This window comes from Paenibacillus spongiae, from assembly GCF_024734895.1.
Taxonomy (GTDB): Bacteria; Bacillota; Bacilli; order Paenibacillales; family Paenibacillaceae; genus Paenibacillus_Z; species Paenibacillus_Z spongiae.
The window spans coordinates 1603709-1617643 of sequence record NZ_CP091430.1; the positions used below are offsets into that span (position 1 = coordinate 1603709).

The 13935-nt window shown below is 46.2% G+C and carries 12 protein-coding genes; all 12 read left to right on the forward strand.

The window, feature by feature from the left end:
• The first annotated feature begins 6 nt into the window (after window positions 1-6).
• Complete coding sequence (locus tag L1F29_RS07280) at window positions 7-1281, forward strand: O-antigen ligase family protein (protein ID WP_258387672.1); 1275 nt, start codon at window positions 7-9, stop codon at window positions 1279-1281.
• Window positions 1256-2398 (forward strand): glycosyltransferase family 4 protein, encoded by a 1143-nt coding sequence (locus L1F29_RS07285; protein ID WP_258387673.1) that lies wholly within the window; start codon window positions 1256-1258, stop codon window positions 2396-2398. Before L1F29_RS07280 ends, L1F29_RS07285 begins: the two co-directional genes overlap by 26 nt.
• Before the next feature lie 18 nt (window positions 2399-2416).
• Window positions 2417-3529, forward strand: a complete 1113-nt coding sequence (locus L1F29_RS07290; RefSeq protein ID WP_258387674.1) for a glycosyltransferase — start codon at window positions 2417-2419, stop codon at window positions 3527-3529.
• Window positions 3530-3550: 21 nt separating this feature from the next.
• A complete protein-coding gene (locus L1F29_RS07295; protein ID WP_258387675.1) occupies window positions 3551-4789 on the forward strand; it encodes a glycosyltransferase family 4 protein in 1239 nt (412 codons plus the stop codon).
• A gap of 29 nt (window positions 4790-4818) precedes the next feature.
• Window positions 4819-6186 carry a sugar phosphate nucleotidyltransferase gene (locus L1F29_RS07300; protein WP_258387676.1) on the forward strand — a complete coding sequence of 456 codons (1368 nt, stop codon included), beginning with the start codon at window positions 4819-4821 and terminating at the stop codon, window positions 6184-6186.
• 60 nt (window positions 6187-6246) lie between these two features.
• Window positions 6247-7584 (forward strand): UDP-glucose dehydrogenase family protein, encoded by a 1338-nt coding sequence (locus L1F29_RS07305; RefSeq protein ID WP_258387677.1) that lies wholly within the window; start codon window positions 6247-6249, stop codon window positions 7582-7584.
• Between the two features lie 39 nt (window positions 7585-7623).
• Window positions 7624-8157: a VanZ family protein gene (locus L1F29_RS07310; protein WP_258387678.1), complete on the forward strand. Its 534-nt coding sequence runs from the start codon at window positions 7624-7626 to the stop codon at window positions 8155-8157.
• Window positions 8158-8252: 95 nt separating this feature from the next.
• Window positions 8253-9485: a sulfotransferase family protein gene (locus L1F29_RS07315; protein WP_258387679.1), complete on the forward strand. Its 1233-nt coding sequence runs from the start codon at window positions 8253-8255 to the stop codon at window positions 9483-9485.
• A gap of 3 nt (window positions 9486-9488) precedes the next feature.
• The gene (locus tag L1F29_RS07320) at window positions 9489-10415 is read left to right on the forward strand and encodes a phosphoenolpyruvate carboxykinase (ATP) (RefSeq protein WP_258387680.1); all 927 of its coding nucleotides are present in this window, start codon (window positions 9489-9491) and stop codon (window positions 10413-10415) included.
• A gap of 50 nt (window positions 10416-10465) precedes the next feature.
• Window positions 10466-10915: a lasso peptide biosynthesis B2 protein gene (locus L1F29_RS07325; RefSeq protein WP_258387681.1), complete on the forward strand. Its 450-nt coding sequence runs from the start codon at window positions 10466-10468 to the stop codon at window positions 10913-10915.
• Entirely contained in the window at window positions 10908-12086 is a 1179-nt protein-coding gene (locus tag L1F29_RS07330; protein WP_258387682.1) for a nucleotidyltransferase domain-containing protein, read from the forward strand. Before L1F29_RS07325 ends, L1F29_RS07330 begins: the two co-directional genes overlap by 8 nt.
• 13 nt (window positions 12087-12099) lie before the next feature.
• On the forward strand, window positions 12100-13905 hold the full coding sequence (locus L1F29_RS07335; protein WP_258387683.1) for an ABC transporter ATP-binding protein: 1806 nt from the start codon (window positions 12100-12102) through the stop codon (window positions 13903-13905).
• Window positions 13906-13935: the final 30 nt, after the last annotated feature.

Below are 13935 nucleotides of genomic sequence, written 5' to 3' on the forward strand. Positions count from 1 at the left end.
ATTGCTATGATATCAACATTAGCTATTTGCCTCGTTGTTTTATTCCTTTCACTTTGGAAATCAGAAGTCGGACTGGCAATATCCATTCAGACATATTTGATCAGCAGTGCATTTGATCAACCAAATGTCTTTGATCAGGCGCCAATCGCCGATGGTAACGATTTATCGAGTGCGCTTGCTCCCATGATTGCATTCTCGATCATTCTTCTGCGAAGTGTGAATAAAAATAGAAAGTTTTCGTTACGTTTTATGGATGTTGGCTTTATAGTGCTTGGCTGGATACTAGTGGTCGGTTCTTTATATTCCCCACTACAAAATGCTGCAATAATGATTTCGGCTAAGTACTTTACTCTTGGAATTGGTTTTTACATTGTTGCCCGTGTTGGGCTTTCAAATCATCCAAACTTGCAAAATGCAATAAAGAATGTGGTTATGAGCACGTGGGTCGTTTCATTAGTCCTAGGTATATATGCAATAGTTCAGTTTTGGGGAGTGGATTATAAGAGACTCACAATAGGTTCTGCTCATCCGATTCCGTTCAGTCTATTGATTTCTATAGGTGTATTAATAAACTTCTTCTGGTTATTACAGAAAAGTAATACGATGTTAAAACTCGGTCAGGTGGCCTCCTTTATTGTTCTCCTTTACATTCTGATTAATACGAATACGAGAGGAACACTAATATCAGTATCAGTTGCAATCGTTTATTTACTCATAGTCGCGATACGTTACCAACGTGGGCTGGGTAAAGCAATTTTAGTCATACCTATTTTAGTTCTGGGGGTATTTGCTGTAGGGGCTTATAACCCAGAAATGATGAGGAAAGTTCAAGATAATGTTGAATTATTAACAAGTGACGATAAAGGTGCCTCTATAAGCGAACGACAAATAGCCTGGCAAGATGCTTTGGAAATGACCAGTAACAACCCGTTTTTAGGCGTGGGAACAGGGGGATTTGCTGCCCACTCTAAACTTGGATACCCGCATAATGTATTCCTTGAACGCTTTTCTGAAAATGGGGTGATTGGCGGTATGGTTTTAGTAGTCGTATTTATGATGGTTAGCTTTCTTATATTGAAAGTGACCCAAACCCAAAATCCGATAGCTTATATCATTTCTGCTATTGTACTGTTGAATATGGTGGAGATGCAGTTCAGCTTTACGCTTTGGATGCATAAGTTATTTTATTTATTCTGCGGGATTTTAGCCGTTATTTACTATAGGAATCGATGGGGAGAAGGAGCGAGAATTAATTATGGTAAAAGTGTTACTCCTTACTAACACTATTGCTCCATATCGAATACCGGTATTAAATCGATTAAATACGGATAATGAAATTGATTTAACTGTTTGGTACCTAGAGGAACGTGAGAGGAATAGGCATTGGAATATTAACCATGGTGAGATCCAGTATAATTATGAATGCTTGAAGGGCATTCATTATTATGTTCAGAAGATGGATCTGGGAGTTCATATTAACCCAGGATTGTTCTACAAATTAGTAAAATTTAAACCGGATGTCGTTATGGCTGCCGGTTATGATTCCTTAGCGTATTGGTCGGCATTACTTTACTGCAAGCTATTTAATAAGAAATATGTTGTTTGGTGGGGAAGTACGTTAGAGAGCAGCCGCGTGAAAAATGGAATCGTGAATCTGATTCGAAGAAGCTTTTTTAAAATGACAAATAATTTTGTTACATATGGAACGGCAGCTGCAGAATGCTTGAAACATTACGGGGTAGACAGTTCAAGAATCGTTACAGGCTATAATACAGTGAATATTAGGTATTTCTACGAGGAATACAAAAAATACGCTGCTAATCAGAGTGTGAAGAGAAATAATACGACGCAAGTGAACTTTTTGTTTATAGGACAACTCATTGAGAGAAAAGGAGTCACTCAAATTATTGAGGCTTTGAAAACGCTTGATTCCAAAAACTGGAATCTAAAAATTGTCGGATCGGGTCCTGACGAGATGCTTTTGAAACAAAGTGTGCGTGAATATAAGCTGGAAAGCCAAATTCATTTTGAAGGCTATAAACAACAAGAAGAACTGACTTCTTACTTATTGGAAGCGGATTGTCTCGTCTTTCCATCCATAATAGAAGTTTGGGGGCTTGTTGTAAACGAAGCGATTGCGACAAAAACTTTCGTTTTGTCCTCAAAGTACGCTGGAGCTACTAAGGACATTATATACAATAAAAGAAACGGATTAGTTATTGATCCTACGGACACGAAAAATCTCATTGAGGGTTTGCAATGGGTATTGAGTAATATGGATGATTTTAAGTCAAACTGGAAGGTAGATTTTAGTTTATGGAGAAAGCTTCATCCTTACTCTTATGCGCGATCCATAAAATTATCGATAAAAGCAGCAATAAGCGGAAAGATATTATAAGGCGAGAGGTTAATTAAAATGGCAATCAATATTTTAATTAATGCACAAGCATTGAATAGCAGAGGTAGTTTAACTGTTATTAAGAACGTTATAAGTGATTTTCATGAGCATCTGAAACATACAGATGATTACAAAATTACCATAATTGTTTCTATTCGGGAATTAATGATGTATTCAAGCGAAAAATTAAGAATCTTGTACAAACCTAAAGAAAATCTAATAAAGAAATTTTTGTTCGATAAGAGAATGATCTTAAAACTAATCCAAGAAATTAACGCCGATTGTTATCTTTGTTTATCAAATACCTTTCTGAGCAGTTGTACCGTACCACAATATATGTTTGTCCATCAGTCAATACACCTCTCGAAACTAAAGATTAGTGAGATCAACCCGAAGATATTTATTAAGTACAATATAGTTTTAAGTCTAATTCATAAATTTGGTTTGCATAAAGTTAAAGGCATCATTGTCCAAACGGAATGGGTCAAGGATGCAATCAAAGAGAAGTACGGTTATGAGGGAGAAATTAAAGTCATTCGGCCTTCATTAATAACATCCAATGTAGATGAGCGTATGAAACCTTTGCCTTCAATTGCATTCGAGAGCAGCGATACACTCCAATTTATTTATCCGACCAGTATGGATAAATATAAGAATATTGCAAGACTTGTGAAAGCGATAACTAAATATAACGAAGAGTCAGCTATAAAAATTACGTTATATATTACAACTGAGGGACAAGATTCAGAATATATCAAATTCACTGGAAAAATTCCATATGAATCCATGTACTGGATGTACAATAATGTAGATGCGTTAATTTTCCCCTCACTGACCGAGACCCTTGGTTTACCTCTTCAGGAGGCAATGCTCAATAAAATTGATGTGTTGGTATCAGATCTGCCTTACGCAAGAGAAGTCTGTGGAAGTTATGCGAGATATTTTAATCCAAGAAGTGTTAATTCAATGGTGTCGGAGATTAAGAACTATATGAAGAATAGAAGCAAGAAGAGGGAGCAATATATGTTTCAGGGCGAGGCATATTCATATGTTGACTTTTTGAATTTCATATCTTCATGTGAACGAAAAGTAACTCAGGAAAAGTATGCAAGAGACAAGAAATTGGTATGAAATGCGAGAGAAGGTTATCAAATGAAGAAACCGGATATTGTATTCGTCATTAACTACTTTTACCCTGACATGGCATCGACAGGACAGCTGTTGACCGAGTTATGCTTACATCTTCAGCATGACTTTAACATTACGGTTATTGCCGCACAGCCCGGTTATGCCGGCGAGGAACATACAGACAAGAGAAGAGTGGAATACGATCAGCTGGAGCATATTCGCATCATCCGTATCCGGCTTCCGATGGTCAATAAACGAAGCAAAATAAGTAGGCTGCGTTATATCGCAACTTACTTTTTTTATGCCAACTTATTGGTATTTAAACAAAAGAAATTCGATATCATCTATACGATTTCGCAACCGCCCATACTGGGAGGGTTAATCGGAACGATTGGCAAACGGTTGAAGAAATCCAAGCATATTTACAATATTCAGGACTTTAATCCTGAGCAGGCCGAGGCTGTAGGCTTCATGAAAAATAAATGGATCGTTAAGGCGGCAAGATGGCTGGATACGATCAATTGCCGGTATGCCGACCACATCATAACGGTTGGACATGATATGCAAGAAACGTTGATCAGGCGGTTCGCAGATCGGAATGTCACGGAAAACTCCGTTATTAATAACTGGACGAATGAAGAAGAGATCACTCCGTTAACGAAGGAACATCCACAAGTATCTGATTTCATTATCAGAAACGGTTGGGAAAATAAATTTATCGTCATGTACTCGGGAAATTTAGGTCTGTTTTACGACTTGGAAAATTTGATAAAAATAACGGCGGAGTTTAAAGAATATCGCGATCTCTCCTTTGTATTTATAGGTGAAGGGGCCGTTAAGAAACAGATGAAGGCGTATGTTGAAGAGCATGACTTAACGAACGTTCACTTTCTTCCTTACCAGCCTAAAGATGACCTCAAATACTCATTAAACGCTGCGGATGTCCACTTGGTCGTCAACCAAAAAGGCATCAAGGGCGTATCGGTTCCTAGCAAAATATACGGGGTTATGGCAGCAGGAAAGCCTATATTGGGCGTCCTGGAGGAGGGTAGCGAAGCCTATCGATTGATTGTTGAAAGTCAATGCGGTTTAGTGGCTGAACCTCAAGATTACAGAGAAATCATTAAACAATTGAAAAAGCTGTATAACCGGAATGGAATGGAACTTATGAATTGCGGATTGCAAGGAAGAAAATATTTGGATCAACATTTGAGAAGGAATATATCGCTGGAAAAGTATCGTGAATTGCTCATATCGATCTGAATATAGATAGAGAGATTGGAGGGATGGAGATGAAATTAGTACTTCTATCGGGAGGCTCGGGCAAACGTTTATGGCCATTATCCAATGATGCACGATCCAAGCAATTTCTGAAGGTGCTCGAGAATGAAGAGCATGAGCTAGTTTCGATGGTTCAGCGCGTATGGGGACAGATCACCGCAAGCGGCCTCAGCCATTCGAGTTATATTGCGACGAGCCAGTCGCAAATCGAAATCATGCAAAGTCAGATCGGGGTAGACGTGCCGCTCATTATTGAACCGGAACGCAGGGATACGTTTCCCGCGATCGCACTTGCTGCCACCTTCTTATATTCCTTCAAGGATGTAAGTCTGGATGAAGTCGTGGCAATCCTGCCGGTCGATCCTTATGTGGAGAGTCATTTTTTCGAATCGGTGAAACAGCTTGAAGAGGTGCTGCTGTCCTCGGGGGCGGATCTGGCACTGATTGGAGTCAAGCCTACTTATCCTTCATCCAAGTATGGCTACATCATACCGGGAGTCGGCGGAGCTGCCGCCGCGTATCAGCGTGTGGATCATTTTCGAGAAAAACCTACGGAAGAGCAGGCCGAAGTATTGCTCCGTCAAGACGCTTTATGGAACTGCGGCGTATTTGCGTTCAAGCTCGGTCACATCCTGCAAATACTGGAGCAATACCGGCTGCCCATCCAGTATGAAGCGCTAGCAAAGCAATATCATCATCTGCCGAAAATCAGCTTCGATTATGAGGTTGTCGAGAAGACGGCTAATATCGTTGTGCTGCCATACGACGGGTACTGGAAGGATCTCGGCACATGGAACACGCTGACAGAGGAAATGAAAAATAATCAGATCGGGAAGGGCACGATTAGCCCCGATTGCCTGAATACGCATCTCATCAACGAAATCGATATTCCGGTCTCGATTCTAGGGTTATCGAATGTAGTGGTCGCCGTTAGTCCGGATGGCATTCTAGTTACCGACAAAAGCGCGAGTCCAAGAATTAAGGACTTTATTGATTACGATCAAGGACCTATGTATGAGGAGAAGCAGTGGGGATGGATTCGCATTCTGGATGATCAGAAGTATGAAGACGGACGCTGCGTGCTGACCAAACGGGTCGGGATTCTGGAAGGGAAAAATGTAAGCTATCAGCTGCATTCCGCCCGTGAAGAGGTATGGACGATTGTCAAAGGTGACGGCGAATTCGTTCAGAACGGCAATTTCATGCATGTCAAAGCCGGCAATGTGCTCCATATTCCCATGAAAACGCTGCACAGTATACGTGCCAATTCGGAGCTCGAGGTCATTATCGTGCAGAGCGGCTTGCAAGAGGAAATCAACCAAGTGGTGGAGCTGTACAGCACATGGAAAGAAGTTGCCCAATATTGCATGAAGATTTGAGTTGTGCCGGAGAGTCGATTCATACTTAAACGTTCAGAACAGAATCAGAGGTGAAAGAATATGAAACTTGCCGTCATTGGAACCGGTTATGTCGGGCTCGTATCGGGTGTTTGTTTCTCCGATTTGGGTCATGAGGTCATCTGCGTGGATAAAGCGGCAGAAAAGATCGAACGATTGAAGAGAGGCGAGGTTCCGATCTACGAACCTGGACTCAAAGCGCTGATCGATAAGAACACCGCCGAGGACCGGCTGCAATTCACAACGGATTTAGCCTACGCCGTCAAACAGGCTGACATTATATGGCTTGCCGTAGGTACCCCATCATTGCCGAACGGCGAAGCGGATTTAAGCTACATCATGGAAGCGGCGAAGGAAGTCGCATTGTCAATCAGCCAAGACACTATTCTTGTCGTCAAAAGTACCGTTCCCGTTGGAACGAACGAGAAGCTCGAAAATCTTATTCGCAGCCACACGGGACATACGGTTGCGATGGCCTCGGTTCCTGAATTTCTTAGAGAAGGATCGGCGATCAAGGATACGATGAATCCTGACCGGATCGTGATCGGAACACGCAGCCCTTACGCGCAGATGAAGCTTGTCGAGCTGCATGAACCGCTTACTTCAAATATTATCGTGACCGATGTGAGAAGCGCCGAGATGATCAAGTATGCTTCTAACGCCTTCCTGGCCACGAAGATATCATTCATTAACGAGATCGCTAATATATGCGAGAAGGTCGGTGCCGACGTGACGATGGTCGCAGAGGGCATGGGGCAGGACAGACGGATCGGCTCCTCTTTCTTGAAGGCCGGCATCGGTTATGGAGGTTCATGTTTTCCGAAGGATACGCAGGCATTGATTCAAATCGCCGGTCATGTCGATTATGATTTCAAATTATTAAAGTCGGTCGTCGACGTGAATCATGATCAGCGCTATAATGTCATCCGAAAGCTGGAAGCGATCCTGGGGGATCTTCACGGCAAATCGATTGCCATATGGGGATTGTCCTTCAAGCCGGAGACCGATGACGTCAGAGACACGCCGGCCTATGAAATCATCGTTTCCCTGCTGGAGCGGGGAGCGATGGTTCGTGCCTATGACCCGGTCGCAGCGGACAATTTTAGAAGAAGCTTCTCTGCTCTGGATGTGCAATATTGCCCGACGGCTGCCGAGGCAGCGGTTCAAGCGGATGCATTATGCATATTGACGGAATGGGATGAATTCCAGCGTATTACGCTCAACGATATTCAATCCTGGCTCAAGTCCCCGAACTTGATAGACGGCAGAAATATATTTAGCGAGGAGCAGGTAACCGGTACGGAGTTTGCGTATTATTCCGTCGGACGGCCCAATATGAATAAGGGGGTGAAGGAGCAGATCCCCTTATTATCCTTGTAGCGAACAACCGGAGTCATAAACGAGGTGAATCAGGTCCATATGATCAGGTCAAAGCAAAAACCAAAGCGGGTACATAAGGGACATTGGTTTATTCTGTTATTTTTGTTTTGGGGCGTACTCATTTTCCTGTTCTCCTCGCAATCCTACGAAGAGCAGAGCATCATTCCCTTTCTGCAGCAGCATATTGATATCGCTTGGGCCCGGCGCGTGTTCCCCGATATCCATATCACTTACATGGATACTGTCTATTCTCCCTGGCATGATCCGTATCGTTTCATTGAATTTCTATTTAGAAAGAGCGCGCATTTATTTATGTATGCAAGCTTAGCGGTTATCGCCTTTGCGATGGTATACAAGTTTAGCAGACGCCTGTGGTTAAGCGCCTTGCTGCCGATCGTTATTGCCGCGGCCGTCGCCGCTGCAGATGAGTGGAATCAGTCCCTGTCTTCGGAGCGAACCTCTTCCATTTATGACGTGTTGATAGATGTTACGGGAGCGAGCTTGGGCATTGTGGTTTGTTTAATCGTGACCGTCATCCTGTCGGCCATGAAATCATCCAGAAATTCATTATAAAGTGCATAAATTTAGATACAAATCGGATTGTTTGTGCTATAATTGCTACATATCGTAACTATATAAATAGAGGGCTGTCTTAAGGGGGTTCCAAATTGATTGATTCCAAAGGCAATAATCTCATATTCCTGCTCAGTACTCCCCGAAGCGGCAGCTCGCTCGCCACGGTCATGCTTCAGAATCATCGGAAAATATTCGCTGCGCAGGAAATGTGGTTTCTGATGAGCCTGTACGACTTGCATCTTGCGCCTCAGCGGCCTTATGGCGGCAAGGAGATCGTCAAACAATTTTTCAATGGCGTCTTACCTTATGATACCTATATTCGCGCTTGTAAGTCATTCGCTCTCCAGACCTATAACGGGCTCCTGCAGAGCAGCGGGGAAGCGGAGATGGTCGTCGATAAGTCCCCACGCTACTATTATGTCTTGGAATTTCTGGATGCGCTCTTCCCGCAGTCCAAACGAATATGGCTTATTCGAAACCCGCTCGCCGTTATTTCTTCCTATAAGAAAGTGAATCGGCATACGGGCGATCGTTTTCAATTAAAAGAAGATTTGCTAAGTCCCAAATTCAATATCAAGATGGCGGACATTACGATCGGACTGCTTCGTTACTGCAATTATTTTGCCAAGGAAAATCCGCATTCGTATCGCTTGTATTACGAGAAGATGGTCACGAGCCCGCAAGAAGAACTGCTCAAGTTGTGCGGCTTCTTAGGGATTACATATGAAGAAGGTCTTGAGAAGTACGGCAATTTCATGGATACCTCCAAATCGGATTTATATTTCAGCATGGGGGTCGGCGATCCGTTCGTCGGCCGGCATACGGAGCCGCATCCGGATTCATTGCATATTTGGAAAGAAGTGCTCGATAAAGAAGAGATCGAAATGTACTGCCGGGTGTTAGGCGCTGAGCTATTCCATGAACTTGGTTACAGCGAGGAGCTGGCGGAAGCCGAGCGCATCACGGGCGTCCGATTCGAGTCCAAACCGGACGAAGAGCTGCTGCAGCTGCGAACCAGACAGCTGGCTGAAGCTGCGGGCTGCCGATGGATCGAGAATTATCGAATGTCGGCTGACTTCGACCAAGCAGATGACAACCTGGATTTGGCAGAACTGCCGACCGGTGATGATGCCGTTCATCCGCAGGTTCTGCAATTGCAGATCACGCTCCGGTCGTTGGAGAAGCGGCTGGAGAAGAGCCACAATGAGCAAATCCGGCTGCGAACCAAGCTGGATCATATCACAAGAAAGATAGACCGCGCGAAAGCAAAGATTCCTTTCGGAAATCATCTCTACCAATGGGCATCGGCATACTTGAATAAATAACGGATGGGGGCAACTACGATCTACAAGGCATTCGGACTCTATATCGTCAGCGACCTTGCACTGCCGGAGTTAATGCTGGCCGAGGAAGCGCAGGGCGAGGCTGATATTGAAATTGTCTTCGGAGATCTGTCGGCCGAACTGGCAGATGCCGCCTATTATCAGACTTACTATGCCGTGAAGAACGGAACATTCTTTCTTGACGTTCCGGGAGTCGCCGTCTTCGGGATTGAGGACGGGCGAAGAATTACCGTGTCTCCGGCAGTAGATGCCGATTTTCAGAAGATCAGGCTGTATCTTCTTGGCACGTGTATGGGAGCGATACTGTTCCAGCGGAAAGTATGGCCTCTTCATGGCAGCGCAGTCGTCATTGGAGAGAAGGCTTATGCCATCGTCGGCGACTCCGGCGCAGGCAAGTCCACGCTGGCCGCTGCATTTGTCAGCAAGGGTTATACGCTGCTCAGCGACGATATTATTCCCGTGGCCAGTTCACCGGATGGAGAACCGGTAGTCATACCTTCCTACCCGCAGCAGAAGCTGTGGCAGGAAAGCGTGGAGCAGCTCGGCATGGAGCTGGGCCGGTATCGACCGCTCTACGACGAGGTGAATAAATACGCCATTCCGGTCAAGAGTTCTTATTGCAAGACTCCCATCCCGCTTGGCGGCGTATTTGAACTGGTGAAGACCGATCAGACCGTCACGGAGGTAACGATCGAACCGGTATCGGGGCTGGAACGCTTCCCGCTCTTACGTTATCACACCTACCGGAATTTGCTTATTCCCCTTATGGGCTTGGAGCAATGGCACTTTACAACATCCGTTGCCGCAGCAGGCCGGATGGATATGCAACGCATTACCAGACCATCGGCGGGATTTACCGCACACGAGATCCGGAATCAGATGCTGGAGATCGTGTCACAGCCCATACTTTAATGAGGAAAGGAATTAGAACCTTGAGAAGGAGAATAAGGATATTCCTTGCCATGAAGCCGCATATGAAGAGGTTGGTGCTGGAGGCCTTTATTTACTTAGGTTGGGCCAGAATACTGAAAGCCTTGCCATTCTCGAAGGTCGCTCCCTCGCTAGGGACCAAGATGGCGGAAAGCTCCTATGACCGCGATGCCGGCAATCAAGCCGTATTGCTGGATGTATCGCGTGCCATTCACATGGTAAGCCGCCGCACCTGGTGGGAGAGCAAATGTCTCGTTACCGCGATTGCAGCCATGAAGATGCTGGAACGGCGAAAAATCGATTCGACCCTCTACATGGGCGTGACGAAGGATGCTTCAGGCAAAATGATTGCGCACGCCTGGCTGAGAAGCTCGAACATCTACCTTACCGGCGCCGATGAGAAAGATAAATTCACAGTGGTTGCGGTGTTCGGCAAGATCATTCATTCCAAAGGGGTTCAAAGGAGCACAATCCATGGCTGACGAGTTCAATCTGCCGGTGAGCGCGTTACCTAGAGAACTACTGCTGCTTATTCGGCTGTTAAGGATGGATGATGATGCGGGTTCTTCCGCGTTCTCGTCAGACGACTTCCGTGATGTAGACTGGGCATTGTTTCTCCGGCTGGGGTCCCATCACCGGGTCTATCCGCTGCTCTACCTGCATTTAAAACGACTAAACAGCGTGCATGTGCCTGCGCGCGTAATGAACTCCCTTCAGGCCGCTTACAATAAGAATACGTTCCATATGCTGCACTTGACCGCAGAGATGGAGCGGGTTAGCCGGCTATTGGAGGAGCATCGGATTCGCTCGCTGGTTCTAAAAGGGCCGGTCCTTGCGGAGGCGCTGTATGGCAGCCTGTCCCATCGCACCTCGAAGGATTTGGACATTCTCATTCCGGAGAACAAGCTTGAGGAAGCCGAGCGCGTATTGATTGCATCCGGTTATCGGCAGGATCATGAAGTGCCCCGCGTATTGAATGACTTGAAGATGAAGACGCATCATGTATCGTATACGCATCCCGAGAAGGAAGTGCAGATCGAAATCCATTGGAGACTGAACCCCTCAACCGTCGCAGAGCCTGCTTTCGATGAGCTGTGGAACCGGAGGAGATCGAGCGCGATTTCCGGCTTCCCGGTTTATTTTCTTGGAAGCGAGGATCTGTTCTATTATCTTACTTCTCACGGGGCCCGTCATGGATGGTTCCGGTTGCGCTGGCTGGCCGATATGGACCGGTTGATCAGAAGTCCTCTGCATGCAGCTTCGCTGCTCAAGCTAATGCAGCAGCATGAGGGGATTCATATCGGAGGGCAAGCCGTACTGCTGGCCTCGCAGTTATTTATGACCCCGATCCCGGAACCGCTTCGGCCGCTTACCTCAGGGGGGCACTCGCGCCGTTTGGCAAGAAGGGCTTTGTTCATCATTAAGGACGTCACTAACTTGCAATCAAGCAAGGATGTCAACACGCATTACAAAGGGTATATATTCGCCATGATGTCCAATCGTCAACGATGGCGGTATATGGCGGAGCGGCTATACCCGAGCTCATTGGATACCGCGTTATTGCCGCTGCCCAAGCCGCTGCACTTTTTATATTTTCCATTACGGCCCTTCCTATGGTTCTGGCGGCGCATGAAACATCAGGCTAATTCATAGAGGGAGAAGAACAATGGCGCAGATCATATTCTATCTGAAGAAGCTGCATGCATTCGCCGGAGCCAAGCTGTATATTACACTGACAGGTATGATTGTCATCAGCTTTCTTGAGGGAATCGGAATTTACTTGCTGATCCCGATGCTCGGCCTCATAGGTGTATTCGATGTCAGCCATGCGGACGTTCCTTTTCTATCCGGGCTAATAAGCAGGCTGGATCAGATCCCGGAGCGCTATAATGTGCCGATCGTGCTGGCCGCTTATCTCGTTCTGATTATCGGGCAAGCACTCCTGCAGCGGAATCAAGCCATTATGAACATCAAGATGCAGCAGGGCTTCATCCGTTACCTGAGGCTCGAAACCTACCAGTCGTTATTGCAGGCGAATTGGAAATTCTATCTAAGCAAAAGAAAGTCCGATTTCAATCATATTCTCACGTCGGAGCTGGCCCGCGTCGCCCAAGGGACGCATCTGTTCCTGCGCCTGGCGACATCGCTTGTCTTTACGGTCGTTCAGCTCAGTTTCGCGTTCTGGATCTCGGTCAAGCTGACGCTGGTCGTGATGATCAGCGGCGCACTGCTTGCTCTATTCTCCCGCAGGTTCATCAAGCACGCCAAAACATTGGGGGACCGGACAACGGCGCTTTCTCAGCAATATTTTGCAGGGGTAACGGAGCAGTTCAACGGCATCAAGGATATCAAGAGCAACCGTCTGGAGCATTCCCATATGGCTTGGTTCCGCTCGTTGTGCTCGCGTATGGAGCATAATATCGTTCAATTGACCAAATTGCAGTCCACGACGCAATTTTTCTACAGCTCGACCGCGGCCGTCTTGATCGTATTATTCGTCTTTCTATCGTTGAATGTATTCGTTGTACGTCCGGAGCAGCTCATGCTCATTATTATCATCTTCGCGCGGCTATGGCCAAGATTCACAGGCATCCAGAACAGCTTGGAACAAATCACGACCACGATACCAGCCTTTAACAGTTTGCTGGCGATGCAGAGGGAATGCGAGGAAGCCAGAGAGCAGGAGCTTCTGTCAGATGGCAGCAAGGAAGCGGCTATTCGGGTCGTGAAAGGAATCGAATGCCGCAGCGTATACTTTCGTTACAACCCGGATCAGGCCGTATATGCGCTTAAAGGCATTAACCTTCGAATACCGGCTAACGGTATGACGGCAATCGTTGGAAAATCCGGTGCCGGCAAAAGCACCTTGATTGATATGCTGATGGGAATGATCCTCCCCGAGAAGGGAGAAGTCATTGTAGACGGCGAGCTGTTAACGAGAGAGAAGATTCTGGCGTTAAGACATTCGATCAGCTACGTTTCGCAGGATCCGTTCTTATTCAATATGAGCATAAGAGAAAACATGATGATGGTTGAACCGGATGCAAGTGAGGAGCAGCTGTGGGAAGCGCTAACGCAATCGGCTTCCGATGCGTTTGTGCGCGCTCTTCCCCAAGGGCTGGACACGACGATCGGGGATCGGGGAATCCGGCTGTCCGGCGGCGAGCGGCAGCGGATCGTATTGGCAAGAGCTATACTCCGCAAGCCATCGATTCTCGTATTGGATGAGGCGACGAGCGCACTCGATACCGAGAATGAAGCGGTCGTGCAGAAGACATTGGAGCGATTGAAGGGGAGCATGACCGTCATTGTCATTGCCCACCGTCTATCAACGATCCGGAATGCCGATCAAGTCATTGTCATGGAGCAAGGGGAAATCATCCAAAGCGGCGGCTACCAGCAGCTGCTGAGAGAAACGCGGGGGACGTTCAGCAAGCTGTTGGCGTATCAGGGACTGGTGAACGAAGGGTAGTCAATTCTACCTATCTATTAAGTTCAAGGA